Source organism: Halopseudomonas sp. T1L2 (genome assembly GCF_055397385.1).
Genome location: NZ_AP040865.1, coordinates 1471770 through 1495358, shown reverse-complemented (window position 1 = coordinate 1495358; position 23589 = coordinate 1471770). Strand labels below are relative to the sequence as shown.

Genomic DNA, 23589 nt, shown 5'->3' with positions numbered 1-23589 from the left:
TATGAAGACTGTCGGGTTGCTGGGTGGCATGAGCTGGGAAAGCACGTCCGGCTATTACAAGGCGATCAACGAGGGTGTCAAACAGCAACTGGGTGGCCTGCATTCCGCCCGGATCGTGTTATTCAGTGTCGATTTCGAGCCAATCGAGCGGTTGCAGCGTGAGGGCGACTGGGAGGGTGCGGCGCGGGTGCTGTCTGAAGCAGCCCGGAAGATTGAAGGGGCCGGGGCTGATTATCTGTTGATCTGTACCAACACCATGCACAAGGTAGCGCCGCAGATTCAGAGTGCTATCGGCATCCCGTTGCTGCACATCGCCGATGCGACCGCAGAGGTGCTGGTCAGCAACCAGGTGAAAAAGGTCGGCCTGCTCGGCACGGCGTTCACCATGGAGCAGGACTTTTATAAGGGCCGGTTGCAGGAGCAGTTCGGCATCGAGGTAATCGTGCCCGCAGCGGACGACCGCCGCATCGTGCATTCGGTTATTTATGCGGAGCTGTGCCTGGGCACAATCACTCCGGAGTCAAAAGCCGAGTTTCTGCGCATTATCGATGGGTTGTTTGCGAGCGGGGCAGAGGGGGTGATTCTCGGCTGCACCGAAATCAGCATGCTGGTCACGCAGGCTGATACCGCGGTGCCGCTTTATGACACTACCCGGATTCACGCAGACAGGGCGGTTGCCGAGCTGATCCGGACTGCCAGCTAAGCAACTGGCAACGCATCATCAAGGCAATGGGTACCACACAGGACGTGACTCGATATGCACACCAAACACCGTATTCGCCCAATGCAGCCGGCCGATTTGCCTGGCGCTGCGGCAGTCCATCGCCTGGCATTTGTTCGCCAAAAAGGTTCACTCGAATGGCTCGGCGCAACGCTGAACGCCTATCCGCGTTTTTCTGTTATCTGGCCGAAGATCAGGGCGTCGTGGTGGGTTACATTCTCTGGGCCCAGAAGAGTGGCTTTCGCGATCAGGCGGTGCTGGAGCTGGATCAGGTTGCGGTGTTGCCTGCGCTGCACGGGCAGGGGGTTGGGCGTGCGCTGATTGATCAGTCATTGCCGCTGGTCAAGTCCGAGCTAGCGCAGCAGGGCTCGAGGTTGAAGCACATCATCGTCAACACCCGTGCCGACAACCATGCACAGCAGCTTTATCGAGATGCCCTGGGCGCTGAGGTAGTGGCGACGATCCGCGATCTGTATTCGGCCGATGAAGTCTTTATGGTGGCGAGAAATACACCGCTTTAAGGCGTGCTCAGGCTTGTTTGCACCTGCTTGTCGACTATCCCTGTTTCCCCGCCTGGTATGTGAGCCAGCATCTGTGAACCCGCACGCAACCTGCCGTTCAAACCTGCCTGCATCGCCCCCTGACGAGGTATATCTCAGCCTCCGCGTGGCGCTGTTGCTGCGCAGCTGGATCAGGCAAGGAGGCCGTTTGGTGGTGGGCAGAATGCTGATGCTCGGTTGTGTGTTGATGCTGAGCGGGTGTGTGACCAGTGCGTTATACGAGAGCGATGGCAAACGCTATGTGGAGCCGATCAACCAGGTCATGGTGTCGGCCGATGGCGAATGGTTTGTTGTACTGGGTGTTGAGCATCACTACGTGTTCCCCATGCCGGAGGAGCTGCAGCGCACCTTTGAGTCCGGGTTTTATCCTCAGGTGCGCGCCACGTTTGGCGGCTTCAAGGTGAATAATTTCAATCGCATTTCCGGGCGCTATCGTTTGTGGCTGAAACCGGAGGCCAACGAGGTGCAGCGCGCTGCCGCGCTGGAAGCCGGCTATCAGCTTGAGGGCAGAACGGTCTCGTATGAAGGGGAGGTAAGCGGCAAGCGGTATTCAGCTGAGGGCTTTGATGCGCCGGAGGCGATACACACCCAGGCGCTGAATGACTCCTATTCGATTACTGTCACCGAGGCGTTATCGCCGGGTGTGGTGGCCATGCGTACTGCCGCTACGCCGCTGGCGGTGCTGGCAGATGGCGCCGTTGTGCTGGCTGCGATTCCGCTGGTGGTCATTGTTGGCGCGGATATCGCCATTAACGGGATGCCGTCGCTGCACAGCCCGTGATCAGTGCGAGCCGATCTGATGCTTCAGGATGGCTCGTTTCCACTGAAAAAGGCGTAACCCGCGCCACCGCTGCGTTTGGCTGCGTACATGGCGTTGTCGGCGCGGTGCATCAGTCGACGTTCGCTGTCGCCGTGTTCGGGATAGACGGCGATACCGACGCTCGGTGTGCAGGTCAGGGTATGGCCTTCAATCAGGAAGGGTGCGCTCAGATTGCCGAGGATTTTCTCCGCGACGGTTGCAGCATCCAGTTGCTGTCTGATGCCGTCGAGTACTACTGCAAACTCGTCGCCGCCCAGTCGGCCGCAGCTGTCGGATTCGCGCACGCTCTGGCGCAATCTGTGGGCTACCTGTTGCAGCAGATGGTCGCCAACGGTATGGCCGTAGGTGTCATTGATCTGTTTGAAACTGTCCAGATCCAGATACAGCACGGCCAGTCGTCCATTGTTGCGCTCCGCTCGCTGCAGGCCAGTTTGCAGTCGGTCCATCAGCAGGGCTCGGTTGGGTAGCCTGGTCAGTTGATCGTGCTGCGCCAGAAAGGAAAGCCGGGTGTGGGCCTGGTGTCGGCTGATCGCGGTCGCCAGCTGGCTGGCAACGAATTGCAGAAAGGATGTATCACGTTCGTCGAAGTCGTTATTTGCAGACTGGTGGTGGACGATAAGGGCGCCGATAGGGGCCGTGTCGTTCAGCAACGGCACGCAGAGCGGGTTCTCGGGCGCATCTGGAGCGCTCGCCGGAGTGTCATAGTGCTGTGGGCGTATCATTGGGGCCAGAGACGGGTGGGCTGCAAGCGGCCCCTGCGCGGGGGGCGGCAGGGTTTCACCGGCGTGGTAGGGGAAGCTCAGCTGATCTGCCTCGGCGTCATAGAGTGCAACAGTAAGCGCCCTGGTCGGCAAGTGCTGGTTAATCAGGTCGTACATGCGCTGGTAGAGCATTGGCAATGTTTCTGCCGAGTGCACCGCGGCCGAAACCGCATAGACGGCGGCCTGTCTGGCCTCGGCCTGTTTTCGCCTGGTGATGTCGCGGGCAACGCCAACACGCACCTGCTCGGCCTCGAACCACTGGGTCGACCACATGATGTGGACGATATGGCCCTGCTTGTGAATGTAGCGGTTTTCGTGGTCAGCCGAGGGCTTCCCTGCGGTAATCTGTCGGGCAAGCTGGCGGGTGGCTTCCCGGTCATCGGGATGTATCAGCTCAAATGTGGTGCGGCCTATCAGTTCTTCGGGCGAATAGCCGAAAACCCGTTCGCTGGCTGCGCTAACGGATAAAAAGCGTCCTTCCTTGTCTACGACGCAAACGACATCCAGCAGCAAATCCAGTAGCTTGTCGTGAGGAATCAGGGGTGCTGGGTTCATGCCGCTCAATATAGTGGCAGAGTGCCTCGGCTCGCTACCGTGCGCCGATGTTTTTTTCGGTCTGCCTTCTGGCGACCGGCTGCGAGCTTGTCTGGGAGCCGGCCGCGCGACCAGTGGTCCGCTGCGTCGTCGAGTGCGACATGACATTCGCGGTAAAAGCCGGATAATGGCCGGCTGTTCAATTCGCCCCTCAAACGCCGGTGCCCGCATGGAAATCAAGGTCAACTTTCTCGACAACCTCCGACTTGAAGCCAAATTCGATGACTTCACGGTGGTGGCTGACCAGCCGATCCGCTACAAGGGCGATGGCTCCGCGCCGGGGCCGTTTGATTACTTTCTGGCGTCGTCGGCGCTGTGCGCGGCGTATTTCGTCAAACTCTACTGCAACACCCGCAATATCCCGACGGACAACATTCGCCTGTCGCAGAACAACATCGTTGATCCGGAAGACCGCTACAAGCAGATCTTCAAGATTCAGGTCGAGCTGCCGGCCGATATTTCCGAGAAGGATCGCCTTGGCATTCTGCGTTCAATTGAACGCTGCACGGTCAAGAAGGTAGTGCAGACCGGCCCGGACTTTGTCATCGAAGAGGTCGAAAACCTGGACGCCGACGCCCAGTCTTTGCTGATGCCGGTGCAGACCGTTGGCGAGGGCACGCGGATTCTTGGCAAGGACCTGCCGCTGGAACAGACCATCGCCAACATGTCCGGCATTCTCGTCGGGCTGGGCATGAAGATCGAGATCGCCTCATGGCGCAACATCGTGCCCAACGTCTGGTCGCTGCATATTCGTGACGCCCAGTCGCCGCTGTGCTTTACCAACGGCAAGGGCGCGACCAAGGAGGCGGCGCTGGCCTCGGCTCTGGGCGAGTTCATCGAGCGGCTGAACTGCAACTTCTTCTATAACGACCAGTTCTGGGGCGAAGACATCGCCAATGCCGAGTTCGTCCACTATCCGAACGAGCGCTGGTTCAAGGTCGGACGCAATGATGCGCTGCCCACGGGGCTGCTCGATTCCCATTGTCTGGCGATCTACAACCCGGAAGGCGAACTGCGCGGCTCGCACCTGATCGACACCAACTCCGGCAACGCCGAGCGTGGCATCTGCGCGCTGCCGTTCGTGCGGCAGTCTGACGGCAAGGAGGTGTACTTTCCCTCCAATCTGATCGAAAACCTTTTCCTCAGCAACGGCATGAGCGCGGGCAATACCCTGGCCGAGGCGCAGGTGCAGTGTTTGTCGGAGATCTTCGAGCGGGCGGTCAAGCGCGAGATTCTGGAAGGTGAGCTGGCGCTGCCGGATGTGCCGGATTCTGTGCTGGCGAAGTATCCGGGCATTGTTGCCGGCATCAAGGGGCTGGAAGAGCAGGGCTTCCCGGTCCTGGTGAAGGACGCTTCGCTCGGCGGCCGCTTTCCGGTCATGTGCGTGACGCTGATGAACCCGCGCACTGGCGGTGTGTTTGCCTCCTTTGGCGCGCACCCGAGCCTCGAAGTGGCACTGGAGCGCAGCCTCACCGAGCTGCTGCAGGGGCGCAGCTTTGAAGGGTTGAACGACCTGCCGCAGCCGACCTTCGAGTCTCAGGCGGTGACCGAGCCGAACAACTTTGTTGAGCACTTTATCGACTCCAGCGGTGTGGTGTCCTGGCGCTTCTTCAGCGCCAAACCCGACTACGATTTTGTCGAGTGGGACTTCTCCGGCCAAGGGGCGGATTCCAACCAGCAGGAAGCCGATACGCTGTTCGGCATCCTCAAGGACATCGGCAAGGAAGCCTATATGGCGACCTACACCGATCTGGGTGCCAACGCCTGCCGGATTCTGGTGCCGGACTACTCAGAGATCTACCCGGTTGAGGATCTGATCTGGGACAACACCAACAAGGCGCTGGATTTCCGCGCTGACATTCTCAACCTGCACAGCCTCGACGATGAGCAGTTGCAGGGTCTGGTCGAGCGGCTGGAAGAAAGCGAGCTGGATGACTACACCGACATCAAGACGCTGATCGGCATCGAGTTCGATGACAACACCACCTGGGGTCAGCTGACCATCCTGGAACTCAAACTGCTGATCTATCTGGCGCTGGAACGCTTCGAGGACGCCAAGGAGCAGGTCGAAGCCTTTCTGCAGTTCAACGACAACACCGTCGAGCGCGGTCTGTTCTATCAGGCGGTCAACGTGGTGTTGGAAGTGCTGCTGGACGAGGAGCTTGAACTGGCCGATTTTGAGCCCAACTTCCGGCGCATGTTCGGCAACGAGCGGATGGACGCGGTGATCGGCTCGGTCGACGACAGCGTGCGCTTCTACGGCTTGACGCCGACCAGCATGAAGCTGGAAGGGCTGGACCGCCACCTGCGCCTGATCGACAGCTACAAGAAGCTCCACGCCGCGCGGGCCAAGGCGGCTGCCGATGCTGCGCCCACCGAGGCTGTCGAGGGGCGTAATCCGCTGCTGCAGCCGACGCGTCCGCGCGTCGGCGCGGGTTGGCGGAGAAAGTGATCGGGTCGTAATGCGGAATAGGGAGCAGCGTGCGCAGGCGTATCAGTGCTGCAGATAACGCCGGACTATCCGCTGATAGCTGCCGTCGCTCACCAGCTCCTGCAGCGCCCTAGCGTAGGCTCTGACGAAGTTCAGATCGTTGGAGCGTTTGCTGAAGGCGACTTCCGCCGCGTCATCGGAAACAACCACATCCGTCGCGGTGATAGCGTCGCCTAAGCCCAGCTGCTGAATCTCCCAGGCGCCGGTGTGCTCATCGGCGATCGCGCCGTCGATACGGCCCTTGTCGATCATGTTCCACAAACTGGAGCGGTTGTTGGCCATAAACACGCCATCGGCGTACTGCGGGTCGCTCATCAATACCTGATAATCCGGGCCGTATTGGACGTCGATTTGCGCACCTAGGCGAAAGGGCAGCTTGGCCAGCTCAGGCAGTCGCGTTATTGGCCAGCGTTCGATGGTGTCGGTGCGAGCGAACAGGATGTTGCGTGAGGGCGGCAGCACGGTGCCGGAAAAGTGTGCATACGCTTCGCGCTCGGGGCGGCGGAAGGCACCGGGCAAAATATCGAGGCGGCCAAGTTCCAGCTCCTTCAAGGCCCGCGCCCAGGGCAGCTTGCGTAATCTTGTTTTGCAGCCGAGCCGCTCCAGTGCGGCCTCGTTCAACTCGACGTAAATACCACCGACACGGCCGTCTGGCAGCTCCATGCTCAGCGGCGGATCGTCATTCCAGCGCAGGGTTTTCTCGCACTGCAGGTCAGCCATCGCGGGTGAACTGAGCAACAGCAACAGGCCGAGCCACAGGCTGCGCTGAGGCACCTTGGGTTTACGTTGGCTGGCTGGAATCCACTGCATCCGTTGCTCGATATTCAATCGTCGATTTCCGGAGTCTAACAGCACCAACCCCGGGTGCGAAAAGGGGGCTGAGTGGACAAATGTCACAGTGCGGGCATTAGCTGGCCGAGCTGCCATGACGGGTTCTGTAGGTTGAGGGCGCTACGCCTTCCCATTGATGGAACGCGCGGCGGAAGTTGGCCACGTCGCTGTAGCCCAGCGCCCAGGCGATCTCTTCCACAGACAATCGATTGTTCTTCAAGTACTCCAGCGCGAGGGCGTGGCGTACCTCTTTGAGGATCTGCTTGAAACTCGTGCCTTCGGCATTCAGGTGACGGTGTAAGGTCCGGGGTGTGATGTAAAGCAAACGTGCAGCGGTAGCGAGGCTGGGGAAGTTGCTCTGTCGCTCCAGCAACAGGCGGCGAACGCGAGTGCCAATGCTGCTGTGCTCGCCCAGCTTGGCCAGTTCGCGCTGGCAGATCAGCTCTGCTTCGCGAAAGGCGTCAGGGTCGGCCATGCGCAGCGGTGCATCGAGCGCAGCGGGAGCAAAGCAGAAAGCGGCCTTGCTCCGCTCATACTCTACCGGGGTGCGGAACAGGGTGTGGGCGAGTCGACTGTAGCTCGGCTGCGCAAAGGGCAGGCAGACCTGGCTGACGCCGCTGTTATTGAGGCTGATGGCGTCGAAGATGTTTTTTACCGCCAACATGATGGCTTCAATCACGGTGTTTTCGACAGTGCCCAGTGGGTATGCCGGGACAAAGTGCAGGGACTCGTTCTGACCTTCTGGGTCGTATTCCAGGCTGACACTTACCAACGTAGTGCGCACCGGCAGGTAGCGTTCCAGTAGATCAATCACCTGCCGCAAAGTGGCTGCCTGCAATGCGGCAAAGCCGAGCACACCATGCGTACTCACGACCAGCCGCTCACCCAGCAGCAGGCCGAATCCCGGTTCAGCGGCCAGACTGCGAGCGTGTTCGACCAGTTGGCAGAGCAGGGCGATGTCGGGCTGGAAGCCGGGATCATCAAGTTCGTCGACAGAGACGCCGCAGTGCGCTAGCCACTGCTCGGGTCTGTGCCCCATGACGCGCAGTTGCTCGGCGATTTGGCGAAGGTACTGCACGGGCAGCAGGAAATCAGTCATCTGTATGTGCGTCGGCGTTCTGGTTTTTTTAATGAAATAATGTCAATTAATGACCCCCTGATTGTCAATTGTTGCTCTCTCCGGCCCTGTTCTTGTGCCCATAGCATGACGTTGCTCCCGATTCGAATGATCCAAAGGAGAACGCATGTTTTCGTTATTTCGCAAGAAGACCTCAGTGCTGGCGCGAATCAATGGCCAATCGGTTGAAGTGCAGCCCGGCGAGACATTGCTGCACGCCGCCTTGCGCCACGGTATCGACTTTCCGCACAGCTGTCGCGTTGGCGGTTGCGCCAGCTGCAAGTGTCAGTTGCTGGCAGGACGGGTGAAGGAACTCACCGAGACCGGTTACATCCTCAGCGATGAGGAGCTGGATGCGGGTTACATCCTCGCCTGTCAGAGTGTGCCCAAGGGAGAGGTGGATGTGGCAGTGGACCTCGCTCCTGCGCACAGCAGGCATGAGGTGCGGGGCCGAATAGTCGAGCAGGAAAAGCTTACGCACGACATCACACGGTTGGTCATCCAGTTGGACGAGAGTCTGCCCTACAAGGCAGGTCAGTACGCCGATCTCACGCTTGATGTGTTGCCGCAGCATGCCCGCAGTTTCTCCTTCGCAACTCGGCCGCAGGCAGATGCCAGGGTTATTTTTTTCATTCGAAAGGTGTCAGGTGGACTGCTCACATCCACGGTGGACAAATGTTCTCTGTTGGGGGAACGCGTAACGCTCGCTGGCCCTGCGGGTGACTTTTACCTCCGGCAGTCAGCGGCGCCGTTGTTGCTGGTGGCTGGCGGTAGTGGTTTGGCGCCGATTCTCGCACTGTTGGAACAGGCTCTGGCAGACGGCGCAATGCGGCCGGTGACGCTGCTGTTTGGGGCGCGTACCGAAGGTGATCTGTACGCATTGGAGCAGATCAGCAACCTGGCGGAGCAGTGGCGCGCTTCTTTTAACTTCATTCCCGTGCTCTCCGACGCCGCTCAGAACACCGGCTGGCTGGGCGTGCGCGGCTTGGTCACAGAGCTGATTGCCGAGCATGCAGGCAACGGTACCCATGCCTACTTGTGCGGCCCGCCCGGGATGATCGACAGCGCCTTGGCGGTGCTGCGCAATGCTGCGGTACCCCGCGAAAACATCCATTTTGATCGCTTTACCACCTTGCCTGCGCCGGTGCAGGTAAGTGCGTGACCCACTTGAATAAAAACAAACAGAGGCTCCCTATGAACGCACTGCATTATCTGAAGTTCTTTCTCTTTCACGCGATCGGCCTGTTGGCGGCAACGGCCATACTCGCTGGTGGTGGCTGGATCACCCTTGGGCTGCTGGCCGTTCTCGTGGTTTATATCCTCGGCGACCTCGTCAGCGGGGATGACACCAGCACGCCGCAGTTCAGCTACCCGTTCATTCTCACTGTGCAACTGTGGATGGCGCTGCCATTGCTGGCGTTTATTGTTTTCGCAGCGGTCTGGAGTGTCAGTACCACCGATGTCCTGGGCTTTGGTGCATGGTCAGGCGGGGTGACCGGCTATGACCTGCTGGCGGCGCGTGCCGAGACCGCGGTCGGGCACCATGTTTCGGCTTGGCTGCTGACCGGTTTGATGATCGGGACCATCGGCACTATCGCTGGGCACGAGCTTACCCATCGAACCTGGGACCCGGTATCGATGCTGATCGGCCGCTGGCTGCTGGCGTTCAGTTTCGACACGGTATTTTCCATCGAGCATGTTTACGGCCACCACCGTTACGTTTCCACAACCGAGGATCCGGCGACTGCGCCGCGTGGGCGTAACGTGTACTTCCACGTGTTGGCATCGACCATCAAGGGCAACCTGAGTGCCTGGAAGATCGAGAAGCGTCGGTTGGTGCGTAAGGGGGAGGGTGTGTTCAGCATCCACAACGCGGTCATCCGCGGGCACCTGATGAGTCTCTGGCTGGTTGCGGTGGCCTACAGCATGGGGGGCTGGCAGGCGGCGCTGTTCTTCGTTGCCTGTGCGCTATGGGGCAAGGCGCTGCTGGAAATCGTCAACTACATGGAGCACTACGGCATGGTGCGTAATCCTCAGACACCGGTGCAGCCACGTCACTCCTGGAATACCAATCGTCGTATCAGTTCGTGGGCGATGTTTAACCTAACCCGTCACTCGCATCACCATGCGCAGGGTGAAGTGCCTTATCAGGACCTGCGCCCATTCCCGGATGCGCCAATGATGATCGGCGGGTATCTCACAACCATCGTGGTCGCCATGATTCCGCCGCTTTGGCATCACCTGATGACACCCAAGGTGCTGGCCTGGGACCGGGACTATGCAACAGATGAAGAGCGGGCGCTGGCCGCTGAAGCCAATCGTCGTAGTGGCATTGCTGCGATGCAGGTGGCGCGGGCAGAGGAAGGACAGCGGCGGCAGGTCGGCATCTAGCCAACGCGGGGTGGCCGCAGCGCTTGGCGTGCGCCACCCCGTTGTTGCTCATGCGGGTTCAGCGAGCGGAGCCTCAGCGAGCGTGCGGTGCAGCTTGTGCACCAGCGCATCAATCTGGCGCTCCGCAAGCGCCACCGAGTTGGCCAGCACCTCACCGCCGATCTCCTGGCCCTCAATCGCAATCTGATGCACCTGATTGATACCGATAAAGTTGAGGGCGGTAATCAGGGCTGGCTCGAGGTGATTTAGCGTTTCCAGTTCACCCCCGGGGCCGAAGCCGATACCGCCGCGGGCAGTGAGGATCACCGCATGGCGCGGGCGGTCTGCCAGTAGCGCTGTATAGGGGGTTTCCGGATTGCCGGTATCGATATCGACTGTTTTGCCCGGACGCACAATCTGGTCGATCCAGGCCTTCAGCGCTGCGGGCATGCCGAAGTTGTAAAGCGGAACGCCGATGACCAGGATGTCGGCGGCGATCAGTTCATCGGCAAGCTGGTTACTTTCAGCCAGGGTGTCATGCATCCAGGGTTCACGTTGTGCCTCAGGCGTGAAGCTGGCCGCGATCCAGTCGTGGCTGATAAAGGCGGGCGGATTCTGGCCGATGTCGCGGTAGGTGACCGTGTCGTCCGGTCGCTGGGCCAGCCACTGGCTGACAAAGCGCTGGCTGAGATTGCGGCTGTGCGAGCCGTGTAGGTCCTTGCCGGCAAGGCCGGGGCGGGCGCTGACGTCGAGCTGAAGAATGTGCGGCATGGTAAGTCTCCTGAAGTTGAATTCATCTGAAAATGGCAGCAGACTCATCCTAAGTTCGCCTTTTCAGTGCGACAAACGATGAATATTTTTATATATGGATGAAAAGGATTCATCTATGACGCAGCGCAAATTACCGCCCTTGGCTGCCCTTCGCGCGTTCGAGGCGGCTGCCCGGCACGAGAGTGCCAAGCAGGCGGCAGAGGAGTTGTCGGTAACTGCAACGGCGATCAGCCATCAGATTCGCTCGCTGGAGGAGTCTCTTGGTATTTCGCTATTTGTACGCAGGCCGCGCAAGCTTGAGCTGACTGCACAGGGGCGCGAGCTCAAGGATGTGCTGGAAGACGCGTTCAACAATATCGGTGCAGCAGTTGCGCGCCTGCGCAGTACCCCGCAGCGCCAGGCGATTACCTTGAGCACAACGCCGGTGATCGCTTCGCGCTGGCTGCTGTCCTGGGTTTGCATGCTGCGTGAAACCCATCCCGATATTGATCTGCGTATCCACGCATCCCATGAGGCTGTGGCGCTGGATGGTATTACGGCCGATATCGCCATCCGTTATGGCGATGGCCGCTGGCCGGGGCTGGTGGCCGAGAAGTTGCTCGACAACACCTTCATCCCGGCTTGCAGCCCACTTTTGGGATTGCGCGATGTCAGTGAGCTGCCAAGGCATCCGCTGATCCACTTTCGCAGTTCCTCGGCTGGCTCCGGGCCGGTGGATTGGGCGGGCTGGCAGAAACTGGCGAGGGTGCCGGGCCTGGATGTGAGTGCCGGACTGGTGTTTTCGGATGAGACCCACGCGGTGTCGGCTGCAGTCGGCGCACAGGGTGTGGCCTTGATGAGCCGTGAATTGATCGAGGACGAACTGGCCGCTGGTCGGCTGGTGCAGCCCTTCGGGCCGGAGATCAAGGGCAAGGCGTTTTATCTGGTCTACCCGGAAAGCCGCAAGCATGACCCAGTCATTCAGGCGGTGAGGGATTGGGTCATGGCGGTGCCGGGCGGGGTCTGCACGCTTTGAAATCGGGCTGCGTTTGGCTGCGGGACCGATGGCGGACACGCTGCGCTGAGTCCGCCCTGCGGTTGGGCCGCAGGTAGGGTGGACAAAGCCGCAGGCGTGTCCACCGAAAGTGCATGATGCGGCACGGATGGAATCGCGAGCCTGCTGGCGGACACGCTTCGCTTAGTCCGCCCTACGATTGGGCCGCAGGTAGGGTGGACAAAGCCGCAGGCGTGTCCACCGAGCAGCGCTTACAGCCCCAGCTTCTGCGCGACGTAGTCGGCATCCTTGTCACCGCGTCCGGACAGGTTGACCAGGATGTGGCTGTCTTTCGGCAGGTTTGGTGCTTCGCGCATGGCCCAGGCCACTGCGTGAGCGCTTTCCAGCGCCGGAATGATGCCTTCGGTACGTGACAGGGTCATAAAGGCATCCAGACATTCCTGATCGGTAGCGGATTGGTAGTCGACGCGACCGATGTCCTTCAGGTAGCTGTGCTGCGGGCCAACGCCCGGATAGTCCAGACCGGAAGCAATCGAGTGCACGGCAGACGGATTGCCCTGTTCGTCTTCCAGCACGTAGCAGGCCATGCCGTGCAGTTCACCAGGCTTGCCGACCGACATGGTGGCGGCGTGGCGGCCGACCTTGTCCAGACCTTCACCCGCCGGCTCTACGCCGACCAGGTGCACGGCCTCGTCGTTCAGGAAGGCGGTAAACATGCCCATGGCGTTGGAGCCGCCCCCAACGCAGGCAGCAACGTGATCAGGCAGACGGTTGTACTTGGCGACGAATTGCTCGCGTGACTCGTTACCGATGATCGACTGGAAGTCGCGCACCATTTTCGGGAACGGGTGTGGGCCAACCACTGAACCAATGGCGTAGATATAGTCCGTCGGGTTCTTCAGGTACTCCTCAAAGGCGCTGTCCACCGCTTCTTTCAGCGTCGCTGCGCCGCGGGTAACCGGCACCAGCTTGCATCCCAGAATGCGCATCTTGGTGACGTTGGGGTGTTCCTTTTCGATATCCACCTGACCCATGTGAATCTCGCAGGGAATACCCACCAGCGCACAGGCGGTGGCCAGTGCCACGCCGTGCTGACCGGCGCCGGTCTCGGCGATCACCTTCTTCTTGCCCATGAACTTGGCCAGCAGTGCTTCACCCAGGCAGTGATTGATCTTGTGCGCGCCGGTATGGTTCAGGTCTTCACGCTTGAGATGAATCTGCGCGCCACCAAGCTTGTCCGACAGGCGTTTGGCGTGAAAGATCGGGCTGGGGCGGCCGACGTAATCGGCAAACAGGCTGGCCAGCTCCTGCTGAAAGTCGTCGCGCTGACGGATCTCTTCGTATGCCTTGTTGATATCGTCCATCGCCTGCTTCAACTCCGGCGGAACCAACTGGCCGCCGTAGGGGCCGAAATAGCCGTTGGCATCAGGCATTGCAGCAAAGCGCGAGTCTTGGGTCATGGTGTGGGTGTCCTTGCAGTTTGAGCGGGTATTAAGGCAGGAGCGTAGTGTAACCAGTGACGCAGTGCGCTGCATCAAGACATCTGTGCGGCCTGATGACGCTCCACCCGGCAGTGACGTTGGTCGATTTTCAGATGTTTTTCTTCCGCTTCGATATATCATGCGCCACCGCAACTGACGCTTCAGGTCGCCATGTCCCATAACGCCATTTACACCGATCTTTCCGGTTACTACGACCTGATGTGTGCGGACATTGACTACCACGCGCAAGGCCAGTGTGTTCAGCGTATTCATCAGTTGTTTGGCAATGGCGGCAAACGCCATCTGGATCTGGCCTGCGGCACCGGCCCGCATGTGCGCCACTTTCTCGATGCGGGCTTTCAGAGCAGCGGGTTGGACATCAATCAGCCGATGCTCGACCTCGCGCAGCAGCGCTGCCCTGAGGCGACGTTTTCGCAGCAGGATATGTGCGGTTTCAGCATCACGCAGCCGCTCGACCTGATTACCTGCTTTCTCTACTCCATCCACTACAGCGGCAGCATCGAGCGGCTGCGCGCGTGCATCGCCAGCGTTCATGCTGCGCTGGCCGATGGCGGGGTGTTCTGCTTCAACGTAGTCGATAAAAGCCAAATCGATAACAGTTCCTTCGTGTCCCACACGGCCCATCAGGATGGGGCGGCGTTTCGTTTCAGCTCGGGCTGGTATTACGCAGGCGAGGGCGAGCAGCAGCGCTTGCGTCTGCGCATCGAGCGGACCGATGGCAGTGGCACCCAGTTGTGGAAAGACGAGCACCCGATGGTGGCGGTGACCTTCAGTGAGCTGATCGAGGTGTTGGAACCGTATTTCGAGCTGCAGGTGCTGGAGCATGACTACCAGCGGCTTGCTGCTTGGGATGGGAAGTCGGGGAATGCGCTGGTGGTGTGTGTCCGTAAATCAAAAATGTGCGCGGCACTCCGGGACTTTTGAGTCGTGAGAGTCGACTTTTAACCTACGTAACGTTAGCTTTAAAACGCTGAGGTCAATGGGTTCCGAATGATCCATGTCATCGTTCGGACTGGAACCGTGGTTAGAAAACGGCGGTTGAAGTTTTAGTGTTCACAAGGATGTTATGGCTAACGGTAATCATCTAAATACAGTTCAAGCGCCTTCCGGTGGCGCTGATGTATCGGTCGCTGTACTAGGGCCTGTTAACGCTAATTAGCTTCAAGTCTCTCCATGTGTGATACTTCGCGCATGGAAATTACCCCCGAACAATTCTCGATCATTGAGCATTGCTTCCCGCGACAGCGGGGCAACGTAAGTCTGTCCAACCTGAACGTGTTGAACGCGATCCTCTATGTCGCTGAGCATGGCTGCAAGTGGCGCGGCTTGCCGAAGCGCTTTGGCAATTGGCACACCATCTACACCCGCATGAGCCGCTGGTCGAGGTCGGGTGTGTTGGATCGGGTGTTCGCCCAGTTGCAGCAATCCCAAATTGTCCGGATCAAGATCGAGGCGGTGTCCCTGGATAGCACCAGCATCAAGGTGCATCCCGATGGCACTGGCGCTCGAAAAAAAACGGCCCTCAAGCTATTGGAAAATCCCGAGGCGGTTGGAACACCAAGATTCATCTGGTTGCCGCGAATGATCGAACAGCCATAGCGTTCTCCCTGTCACCCGGGCAGGCACACGACGCACCGGCAGGTCGCGACCTGCTTCGCAAGCTGGGCGAGCAAGGAAGACCGCTGCATCTGCTGATGGATCGCGCTTACGAGGGCAACGAAACCCGTCAGCTTGCGCTGGACCTGGGCTTTATCCCAGTGGTTCCTCCGCTGAGGACTCGCATCAATCCCTGGGAATATGACCGAGAAATCTATAAGCGCCGAAATGAGGTAGAGCGTCTGTTTCGGCGCTTGAAAGGATTTCGCAGAATTTTCTCCCGCTTTGAAAAGCTCGATGTCATGTTCATCGGCTTCGTTAATTTTGCCCTGATCGTTGACGGACTGAGGTTGTGTTAACAGGCCCTAGTCGACTGCGATAATGTTGCCCCGGAAATCTTGTCTTACGCCTTGCGTATGGCTGCTCAGTTTGGACGCGTCGTTCTGCGCCGCGGCTATGGAAATCACGCAACTCTTGCGAATCGCTGGCAGGAAGCCCTAGTGCGGCTGGCGTTTACTCCTCATCTTCAGTTTCAGTATGCGGCTGGAAAGAATACCGCGGACATCGCTTTAGCTTTGGACGCGCTCGAGGCGATGTTCGATCATCGTGCCGAAACTTTTTGTTTGGTAACCAGTGATTCCGATTTCGCGTACTTGTGCAGAAAGCTTCGAGAGCGAGGAGCACGTGTTTGCATTGTTGGTGAAGGGAAAACTCCCGAGGCGCTTCGTAATGCAAGCGATGTGTTTTTTGAGTGGACCCGAGGAGAGACTGACGAGGATACGTCTCTGGACTCTGCAGAAAAGAGCAGCGTCTCGAAAGAATCAGCTTGCAAGTCCAAACCGCCAAAGCAGGCTGTAATTAGGGAGGCCAGTAAAGATCTGAACAGGCCTGCGACTAAACACCGCCCCCGCTTTGTTGTGGAGGCTGTTGGGCTGCTCGCGAGTGATTCCTCTGACGGGAAGGTTGGTTTGGGGCCTCTCGGTGCCTACCTTAAACGCACTGATCCATCATTTTCGCCCCAAAAGTACGGCCATTCCGGTTTGCTGGACATGTTAAAGACTTACGACCTACTAGAGTTACAGCTAGAAGCGGGAGGGCCATGGTCCGTTTGGCTAGCGGAACAAAAAGTGGGGGCATGATTCTAGTGTTGGCCCGGTCGATACCGGGCCTTTTGGTCTGAGAATCAATCCCAGCTCAAAGCCCCACCAGTCTGATACTCGATCACGCGGGTTTCGAAGAAGTTCTTCTCTTTCTTCAGATCCATGATCTCGCTCATCCACGGGAAGGGGTTGGTGGTGCCGGGGTACTGTTCCTTCAGGCCGATCTGGGTCAGGCGGCGGTTGGCGATGAACTTGAGGTAGTCCTCCATCATCGCGGCGTTCATGCCGAGCACGCCGCGGGGCATGGTGTCGCGGGCGTATTCGATTTCCAGCTGCGCGCCCTGGAGAATCATCTGGGTTGCTTCGTCCTTCATGGCATCGTCCCACAGGTGCGGGTTTTCGATCTTGATCTGGTTGATCACGTCGATGCCGAAGTTCAGGTGCATGGATTCGTCGCGCAGGATGTACTGGAACTGCTCGGCGGTGCCGGTCATCTTGTTGCGGCGGCCCATGGACAGGATCTGGGTGAAGCCGCAGTAGAAGAAGATGCCTTCCAGAACGCAGTAGTAGGCGATCAGGTTGCGCAGCAGTTCCTTGTCGGTCTCGACGGTGCCGGTGGTGAAGGTCGGGTCGGAGATCGAGCGGGTGTACTTGAGGCCCCATGAGGCCTTCTTCGCGACGCTCGGGATCTCGTGGTACATGTTGAAGATCTCGCCTTCATCCATGCCCAGTGACTCGATGCAGTACTGGTAGGCGTGGGTATGGATCGCCTCTTCGAAGGCCTGACGCAGGATGTACTGGCGGCACTCGGGGTTGGTAATCAGGCGGTACACGGCCAGCACCAGGTTGTTGGCGACCAGACTGTCGGCGGTGGAGAAGAAACCGAGGTTGCGCTTGACGATGCGGCGCTCGTCTTCGGTCAGGCCGTCTGCGCTCTTCCACAGGGCGATGTCGGCGGTCATGTTGACCTCTTGCGGCATCCAGTGGTTGGCACAACCGTCGAGGTACTTCTGCCAGGCCCATTCGTACTTGAAGGGCACTAGTTGGTTGAGGTCGGCGCGGGCGTTGATCATCTGCTTGTCGCCAACCTGCACGCGGGCGGCGGAGCCTTCCAGATCGTCCAGACCTTCCTGAATGTCCAGCTCATCCAGCGCGGCCTTGGCGCGGGCGATGGCGTCGGAGTCGTCCGCGCTGATCTGGCGCGCGTCTTCTACCGAACCCTCGGCAATGTTTTCCATTACCGGGCTGTCGGTAAGCGGTGCGCTCGGTTTGGCGGCTGCCTTGGTGGCGGGTGCGATGGTGGTGTCTTCGCTGTCGAAATCGTCCCAACTGAGCATGGTGTGTCTCCCTTTGGTCGACAGCCGCAAGCTTTAAGCTGCAAGCGGCAAGTTGTTTGGTGTGGCGGCGGCGAGTGGTGTGAGCCTTGGACTCGGCGCGGCGCTTGGTTTTTTTCTGGATTCCCGCCTTCGCGGGAATGACGCGAGGGATGGAAATCACGCTGTGTTTTAAACGCTCCGAGCGGGACTGCTCTTTTGCTCGGAGCGGTTTTTGGCCAATGACGGTGGCGCTTACTCGGACTGCTTGTAGCTTGCAGCTTGAGGCTTGCCGCTGGGCCTGCCTTATTGGCAGGCCTCGCAGTCCGGGTCATCAATGGAACACGCCTTCGGCACCGGCGCCGGGCCAGCGGGTGCTGCACTCAGCGCCGGCTCTGCGCCGCTGGCGACGGCGTTCAGCTTGCCGGTGTTGACGGTCGATTTCTCGGTACTGGTGGCGGCCAGGGCACGCAGGTAGTAGGTGGTTTTCAGACCACGGAACCAGGCCATGCGGTAGGTCACGTCCAGCTTCTTGCCGCTGGCGCCAGAGATGTACAGGTTCAGCGACTGGGCCTGGTCGATCCATTTCTGACGGCGGCTGGCGGCTTCGACGATCCACTTGGTTTCGACTTCAAACGCGGTGGCGTACAGCGCCTTGAGGTCGTCCGGGATGCGGTCGATCTGCTGTACCGATCCGTCGTAGTACTTGAGGTCGTTGACCATGACCGCGTCCCACATGCCGCGTGCCTTGAGGTCGCGCACCAGATAGGGGTTGATCACGGTGAACTCGCCGGACAGGTTCGATTTCACGTACAGGTTCTGGTACGTCGGCTCGATCGACTGCGATACGCCGGTGATGTTGGCGATGGTCGCGGTCGGCGCGATGGCCATGATGTTGGAGTTGCGAATGCCTTTCTTGACCCGCTCGCGCACCGGCTCCCAGTCGAGGGTGACGCTGCGGTCCACTTCCATGTACTTGGCGCCGCGCTGCTCCGCGAGGATGTCCAGCGAGTCGTAGGGCAGGATGCCTTGCGACCACAGCGAGCCTTCGAAGCTGGAGTAGCTGCCGCGCTCGTCGGCCAGATCACAGGAGGCCTGGATGGCGAAGTAGCTGATGGCTTCCATCGACTGGTCGGCAAAGGCGACGGCCTCGTTGGAGCCGTAGGCGATGTGCTGCAGGTAGAGCGCATCCTGGAAGCCCATCAGACCCAGACCAACCGGGCGGTGCTTGAGGTTGGAGTTGCGGGCCTGCGGTACCGAGTAGTAGTTGATGTCGATGACGTTATCAAGCATGCGTACCGCAGTGCGCACGGTGCGCTCCAGCTTGGCGGTGTCGAGCTTGCCGTCAACAATGTGGTTGACCAGGTTGACCGAGCCCAGGTTACAGACAGCGATTTCGTCCACGCTGGTGTTCAGGGTGATCTCGGTGCACAGGTTGGAGCTGTGGACTACACCGGCGTGCTGCTGCGGGCTGCGCAGGTTGCAGGCGTCCTTGAAGGTCAGCCACGGGTGGCCGGTTTCGAACAGCATGCTGAGCATCTTGCGCCACAGGTCGGCGGCACGCACTTTCTTGTGCAGTTTCAGCTTGCCGTACTCGGTCAGCGCTTCGTAGTACTCGTAACGCTCTTCGAAGGCCTTGCCGGTCAGGTCGTGCAGGTCCGGCACGTCGGAGGGTGAGAACAGGGTCCACTGGCCGTCTTCGAACACGCGCTTCATGAACAGGTCCGGAATCCAGTTGGCGGTGTTCATGTCGTGGGTGCGGCGACGGTCGTCACCGGTGTTCTTGCGCAGCTCGAGGAACTCCTCGATATCCAGGTGCCAGGTTTCCAGATAGCCGCAGACCGCGCCCTTGCGCTTGCCGCCCTGGTTCACCGCAACGGCGGTGTCGTTTACCACTTTGAGGAAGGGCACGACGCCCTGGCTCTTGCCGTTGGTGCCCTTGATGTAGGCGCCCATGGCGCGGACTGGCGTCCAGTCGTTGCCCAGGCCGCCGGCAAATTTGGACAGCATGGCGTTGTCGTGGATCGCCTTGTAGATGCCGGACAGCTCGTCCGGCACGGTGGTGAGATAGCAGGACGACAGCTGCGGGCGCAGGGTGCCGGCGTTGAACAGGGTCGGCGTGGAGGCCATGTAGTCGAAGCTGGACAGCAGGTTGTAGAACTCGATGGCGCGCTCGTTCTTCTGCGGCTCCTCGATGGCCAGGCCCATGGCGACGCGCATGAAGAAGATCTGCGGCAGTTCGATGCGGGTGCCGTCGCGGTGCAGGAAGTAGCGATCGTACAGGGTCTGCAGGCCGAGGTAGCCGAACAGCTGGTCGCGGTTGTGATCCAGCGCTGCGCCCAGTTGCTCCAGATCGTAGTCGGCCAGCTTGGCGTCGAGCAATTCGTACTCGATACCAGCCTTGACGTAAGCAGGCAGGGTTTTGGCGTACAGCTCAGCCATCTCGCCGTGCGTGGCACTGGGCGCGATCTCGAGGTGGCTCAGCGCTTCGGCGCGCAGGTTGTCGAGCAGCAGTCGGGCGGTGACCTGACTGTAGCTCGGCTCGCGCTCGACCAGGGTGCGGGAGGTCATCACCAGCGCGGTGTTGACGTCGATTTGGGTCACGCCGTCGTACAGGTTCTTCAGGGTTTCCTGTTCAATGTGCTTGGCGTCGACTTCCGGCAGGCCCTCGCACGCCTCGGCGATGACGGTGCGCAGGCGGCCCAGGTCCAGCGGTTCGCGGCTACCGTCAGGGAGGGTGATGCGAATGCTCGGATGCGCCTCGCCGGTGCTCTGGCGCGCCTGGCGCTGGCGGGCGTGTTCTTCGCGGTAGAGCACGTAGGCGCGGGCGATCTTCTGTTCGCCGGAGCGCATCAGCGCCAGTTCGACCTGATCCTGGATTTCTTCGATATGCAGGGTGCCACCGGAAGGCAGGCGGCGCTTGAAGATCGCGCTGATCACATCGGTCAGCTCGTCGACGGTCTCGCGAATGCGCGAGGAAGCCGCGGCTTGGCTGCCTTCTACCGCCAGAAACGCTTTGGTCATGGCAATGCGGATCTTGTCGTCGGTGTAGGGAACCAGTGTGCCGTTGCGTTTGATCACCCGCAGCTGGCCGGGCGCGCTGAGCTGCAGGTCCGGATTCTGCTGGCTGTCTGCCGGCAGGGCGGATGATGTGGTGCCAGCGGCGGAAGGGGTGACCTGCATGACATGCTCCTTTGTTTGGTCGTGAACACAATATGTAGATGTTTGCGTAAGCTGGCTCGGCCAGCCCGGGGCGTGCTGTTCAAGCGGCAGACAGTCAATAACAGCGTGTGACAGCTGGTGACTATTTGATCAATATCTAGGTGTCTGCTATTCGTTTGACACAAGATAGTGTGTGTTTGATGATGTGGCAAGGCGATTGTTTGTCGATTTTATCGCATAATTGCCTTGACCTTGGCGCAGATCAGAACTGGTGCGGGTTTGCAGGCTTGAAGAAAAAAATACTATATCTAGTGTTTACCTTTTTCTTGTTTTCAAGTTGATGTCAGCGTTGGAAGAAGCTGTTTCCAGTGCTCTGGGTCAGGGGCTGTGGCCTGAAGGCAAGCGAGTGCTACAATCGCCGGCTGATTTGAGTAGTTCAGCGAGCGGGAGGCATGGGTGGAGGCAGACAGCGGTTACATCCTGATTGTTGAGGACGACCAGAAGCTGGCGGGTCTGATTGCCGAGTTTTTGCAGGCTCAGGGGCTTCAGGTTGCGGTTGAGGCGGATGGCAGCGCTGCCGTGCAGCGAATTCTCGACACCCAGCCGGCGCTGGTCGTGCTTGACCTGATGCTGCCGGGCGAGGACGGGCACTCGATTTGCGAGCGGGTCCGTGCGGCAGGTTTTCTGCGGCCGATCCTGATGCTGACGGCACGCAGCGAGGACGAGGCCCAGATTCGTGGCCTGGAGCTGGGTGCCGACGATTATGTAAGCAAACCGGTCCGCCCGCAGGTGCTGCTGGCGCGCATCCGTGCGCTGTTGCGCAGAACCAGCGAGCCGGAAACCAGCGAGGCGCCGACGCGTCTGGAGTTTGGTGAGCTGATCATTGATAACGACCGTCGTGAGGCGTGGCTGCGCGGCGAGTTGATCGAGCTGACCGGTGCCGAGTTTGATCTGCTCTGGTTGCTGGCCAGTAACGCTGGCCGGATTCTCAGCCGTGAGGAGATCTTTATCGCTCTGCGTGGTATCGAGTATGACGGTCAGGACCGCTCCATCGATGTGCGTATTTCGCGTATCCGCCCCAAGATCGGCGATGATCCGGACCTTCCGCGACTGATCAAGACCGTCCGCAGCAAAGGCTATCTGTTCGTCAGCCCCGGCCCGGATCAGCCGTGAACTCGATTTTTCTGCGCATCTACGGCGGCATGTTGCTGGTACTGGTCGCCGTCTCCCTGCTGGCGCTGGTCAGCATCCGCATGATCAACGATGTGCGCGCAGAGGATTACCGCGAGCGCATGGCGACAGGCACTTTCCGCCTCATGGCAGATAACCTGGAGCCGATGGACGAAGCCGAGCGGCAGAAAGCGCTGGCCGTGTGGATGCGGCTGATCGGTGTGCCCCTGGAGTTGCGCCAGCTGGACGACCTGGGGCTGGAGTCGAGCAGTTGGTCGCGGCTGATTCAGGGGCGTGTGCTGGTGCTCAGCAGCGCGCCATCCGAGGTCCGGGTATACAGTCTGGTGGACCTCAGCCAGCAGCAGGTGCTGACCGCCGATATCGAGAAGATCTCCGAGCAACTGGGTCGCGCTACCCTGTTTCTGATTGCCGACGAGCTGGTGCGGCACCCTGAAAGTGACATGCCAACCTGGCTGCAGCGACTGCGGCGAGACAAGGGTTTCGGCTTTCCGCTTAATCTCACCCGCCTTAACGAAACCGATCTGGATGTCGACCAACGCCGGCGTCTGGATGAGTTCGATACCGTGCTGAGCCTGGGGCCGGACGGCAACGCGGTGATGATGTACATGAAAATCCCGGATACCAACTGGGTAGTCAGCCTCGGACCGATCTATCAGATGCAGGAGTATCCGCCTGAGATGCTGCTGATGACCGGCTTGCTGGCGCTGTCGCTCAGTGGTCTGCTGATTTATCTGCTGGTGCGTCAGTTGGAGCAGCGGCTGATGAATCTGGAGTCGGCGGCGACGCATCTGGCGCGCGGTAATCTGGATGCCCGGGCGGAGGCTATCGGCAGCGACTCGGTTGGCAGTCTGGCACGGGCGTTCAATGATATGGCCGGCCACCTGCAACGCATGATGCGTATTCAACAGGAGATGATTCGAGCCGTCTCGCACGAGCTGCGCACGCCGGTAGCGCGCTTGCGCTTCGGTCTGGAGATGGTGGAAACAGCCAGCAGTGAAGCTGATCTGAAACGCTATCTCGACAGCATGGACGGTGATTTGACCGAACTGGACAAACTGGTCGACGAGATTCTGACCTACGCCCGTCTTGAACAGGGCGCGCCGGCTCTGGTGCTGCAGCCGGTGGATGTGCTGGCGACGGTGGAGCAGGTTGTGACCGAGTTGTTGCCGTTGGCTGCCAGCGTGCAGCTGGAGCATGAAGATCTGTCCCATGGCCGGGCCCATGTGGTGGACGCCGAGGAGCGTTACCTGCATCGGGCACTGACCAACCTGGTCAGCAATGCCCTGCGTCATGCGGCCTCGCGGGTCAAGGTGACTACACGCGTTGCCAACGGCCGCTGCAGGCTGACTGTGGAAGATGACGGCCCCGGGATTCCGGAGGCCTACCGCGAGCGCATCTTTACTCCCTTCCTTCGGCTGGACGACAGCCGTACCCGTGCCAGCGGTGGTTATGGCCTGGGGTTATCCATTGTTCGCCGCATTGCCTACTGGCACCGCGGCTACGCACGGGTCGAATCGTCCAAGGAGCTGGGCGGAGCTGCCTTCATTATCGACTGGCCGCTGCGCCAGGCGTCGTAGCATGGAGAACCGCGCAGCGTTCTCCGTGGGTTCATGTGCCGACGCGCGGAGAAGCCTGCGGCGTTCTCCGCCCTACGGAGGTTGCGGGCTGCGGGGGCGGTAGCATGGAGAACCGCGC

19 protein-coding genes are annotated in these 23589 nt (G+C 59.9%); 12 read left to right on the top strand and 7 right to left on the bottom strand.

What is annotated here, in order from left to right; translation table 11 throughout:
* Position 1 precedes the first annotated feature (1 nt).
* From ACZ5WQ_RS07005 to ACZ5WQ_RS06995, 3 genes are all read left to right on the top strand, one after another.
* On the top strand, positions 2 to 703 hold the full coding sequence (locus ACZ5WQ_RS07005; protein ID WP_464383445.1) for an aspartate/glutamate racemase family protein: 702 nt from the start codon (positions 2 to 4) through the stop codon (positions 701 to 703).
* A gap of 155 nt (positions 704 to 858) precedes the next feature.
* Positions 859 to 1242, top strand: coding sequence for a GNAT family N-acetyltransferase (locus tag ACZ5WQ_RS07000; protein ID WP_464383444.1), 384 nt, complete (start codon positions 859 to 861; stop codon positions 1240 to 1242).
* A 190-nt stretch (positions 1243 to 1432) separates the two neighbouring features.
* Positions 1433 to 2062 (top strand): hypothetical protein, encoded by a 630-nt coding sequence (locus ACZ5WQ_RS06995; RefSeq protein WP_464383443.1) that lies wholly within the window; start codon positions 1433 to 1435, stop codon positions 2060 to 2062.
* Positions 2063 to 2085: 23 nt separating this feature from the next.
* Here the strand turns inward: ACZ5WQ_RS06995 and ACZ5WQ_RS06990 are convergent, their stop codons facing one another.
* Positions 2086 to 3417 (bottom strand): sensor domain-containing protein, encoded by a 1332-nt coding sequence (locus ACZ5WQ_RS06990; RefSeq protein WP_464383442.1) that lies wholly within the window; start codon positions 3415 to 3417, stop codon positions 2086 to 2088.
* A 208-nt stretch (positions 3418 to 3625) separates the two neighbouring features.
* On the opposite strand from ACZ5WQ_RS06990, the gene ACZ5WQ_RS06985 reads away from it, so the two are divergent.
* Positions 3626 to 5908 carry an OsmC domain/YcaO domain-containing protein gene (locus ACZ5WQ_RS06985; RefSeq protein WP_464383633.1) on the top strand — a complete coding sequence of 761 codons (2283 nt, stop codon included), beginning with the start codon at positions 3626 to 3628 and terminating at the stop codon, positions 5906 to 5908.
* A gap of 42 nt (positions 5909 to 5950) precedes the next feature.
* Here ACZ5WQ_RS06985 and ACZ5WQ_RS06980 read toward each other — a convergent pair whose 3' ends face one another.
* Positions 5951 to 6775 carry a substrate-binding periplasmic protein gene (locus tag ACZ5WQ_RS06980; protein WP_464383441.1) on the bottom strand — a complete coding sequence of 275 codons (825 nt, stop codon included), beginning with the start codon at positions 6773 to 6775 and terminating at the stop codon, positions 5951 to 5953.
* A gap of 79 nt (positions 6776 to 6854) precedes the next feature.
* Positions 6855 to 7877, bottom strand: coding sequence for an AraC family transcriptional regulator (locus ACZ5WQ_RS06975; RefSeq protein WP_464383440.1), 1023 nt, complete (start codon positions 7875 to 7877; stop codon positions 6855 to 6857).
* 145 nt (positions 7878 to 8022) lie between these two features.
* Here ACZ5WQ_RS06975 and ACZ5WQ_RS06970 point away from each other — a divergent pair, with 145 nt between their 5' ends.
* Together ACZ5WQ_RS06970 and ACZ5WQ_RS06965 are read left to right on the top strand one after the other, a co-directional pair.
* Positions 8023 to 9057, top strand: a complete 1035-nt coding sequence (locus ACZ5WQ_RS06970; protein WP_464383439.1) for a 2Fe-2S iron-sulfur cluster-binding protein — start codon at positions 8023 to 8025, stop codon at positions 9055 to 9057.
* A gap of 32 nt (positions 9058 to 9089) precedes the next feature.
* Positions 9090 to 10286 (top strand): alkane 1-monooxygenase, encoded by a 1197-nt coding sequence (locus ACZ5WQ_RS06965; protein ID WP_464383438.1) that lies wholly within the window; start codon positions 9090 to 9092, stop codon positions 10284 to 10286.
* 48 nt (positions 10287 to 10334) lie between these two features.
* On the opposite strand, the gene ACZ5WQ_RS06960 is transcribed toward ACZ5WQ_RS06965, so the two are convergent.
* Positions 10335 to 11036 (bottom strand): FMN-dependent NADH-azoreductase, encoded by a 702-nt coding sequence (locus ACZ5WQ_RS06960; RefSeq protein WP_464383437.1) that lies wholly within the window; start codon positions 11034 to 11036, stop codon positions 10335 to 10337.
* Between the two features lie 115 nt (positions 11037 to 11151).
* Here ACZ5WQ_RS06960 and ACZ5WQ_RS06955 point away from each other — a divergent pair, with 115 nt between their 5' ends.
* Positions 11152 to 12051 carry a LysR substrate-binding domain-containing protein gene (locus ACZ5WQ_RS06955; RefSeq protein WP_285676191.1) on the top strand — a complete coding sequence of 300 codons (900 nt, stop codon included), beginning with the start codon at positions 11152 to 11154 and terminating at the stop codon, positions 12049 to 12051.
* A gap of 230 nt (positions 12052 to 12281) precedes the next feature.
* Here the strand turns inward: ACZ5WQ_RS06955 and trpB are convergent, their stop codons facing one another.
* Positions 12282 to 13490: a tryptophan synthase subunit beta gene (gene trpB / locus ACZ5WQ_RS06950; RefSeq protein WP_285676190.1), complete on the bottom strand. Its 1209-nt coding sequence runs from the start codon at positions 13488 to 13490 to the stop codon at positions 12282 to 12284.
* 192 nt (positions 13491 to 13682) lie between these two features.
* Here trpB and ACZ5WQ_RS06945 point away from each other — a divergent pair, with 192 nt between their 5' ends.
* From ACZ5WQ_RS06945 to ACZ5WQ_RS06935, 3 genes are all read left to right on the top strand, one after another.
* Entirely contained in the window at positions 13683 to 14456 is a 774-nt protein-coding gene (locus tag ACZ5WQ_RS06945) for a class I SAM-dependent DNA methyltransferase (protein ID WP_464383436.1), read from the top strand.
* Between the two features lie 267 nt (positions 14457 to 14723).
* A protein-coding gene (locus ACZ5WQ_RS06940; protein ID WP_106735623.1) for an IS5 family transposase occupies positions 14724 to 15487 on the top strand; the annotation gives its coding sequence in 2 pieces (ribosomal slippage) (positions 14724 to 15039 and positions 15039 to 15487; 765 coding nt in all).
* A gap of 57 nt (positions 15488 to 15544) precedes the next feature.
* Positions 15545 to 16267: an NYN domain-containing protein gene (locus ACZ5WQ_RS06935; protein ID WP_464383632.1), complete on the top strand. Its 723-nt coding sequence runs from the start codon at positions 15545 to 15547 to the stop codon at positions 16265 to 16267.
* Positions 16268 to 16311: 44 nt separating this feature from the next.
* Here ACZ5WQ_RS06935 and ACZ5WQ_RS06930 read toward each other — a convergent pair whose 3' ends face one another.
* Both ACZ5WQ_RS06930 and ACZ5WQ_RS06925 read right to left on the bottom strand, forming a co-directional pair.
* On the bottom strand, positions 16312 to 17565 hold the full coding sequence (locus ACZ5WQ_RS06930) for a ribonucleotide-diphosphate reductase subunit beta (RefSeq protein ID WP_464383435.1): 1254 nt from the start codon (positions 17563 to 17565) through the stop codon (positions 16312 to 16314).
* A gap of 282 nt (positions 17566 to 17847) precedes the next feature.
* Positions 17848 to 20724 carry a ribonucleoside-diphosphate reductase subunit alpha gene (locus tag ACZ5WQ_RS06925; protein WP_464383434.1) on the bottom strand — a complete coding sequence of 959 codons (2877 nt, stop codon included), beginning with the start codon at positions 20722 to 20724 and terminating at the stop codon, positions 17848 to 17850.
* A 435-nt stretch (positions 20725 to 21159) separates the two neighbouring features.
* Here ACZ5WQ_RS06925 and ACZ5WQ_RS06920 point away from each other — a divergent pair, with 435 nt between their 5' ends.
* Positions 21160 to 21876, top strand: coding sequence for a response regulator (locus ACZ5WQ_RS06920; protein WP_269687146.1), 717 nt, complete (start codon positions 21160 to 21162; stop codon positions 21874 to 21876).
* Positions 21873 to 23471: an ATP-binding protein gene (locus ACZ5WQ_RS06915; RefSeq protein ID WP_464383433.1), complete on the top strand. Its 1599-nt coding sequence runs from the start codon at positions 21873 to 21875 to the stop codon at positions 23469 to 23471. The genes ACZ5WQ_RS06920 and ACZ5WQ_RS06915 overlap by 4 nt, the downstream gene beginning before the upstream one ends.
* Positions 23472 to 23589: the final 118 nt, after the last annotated feature.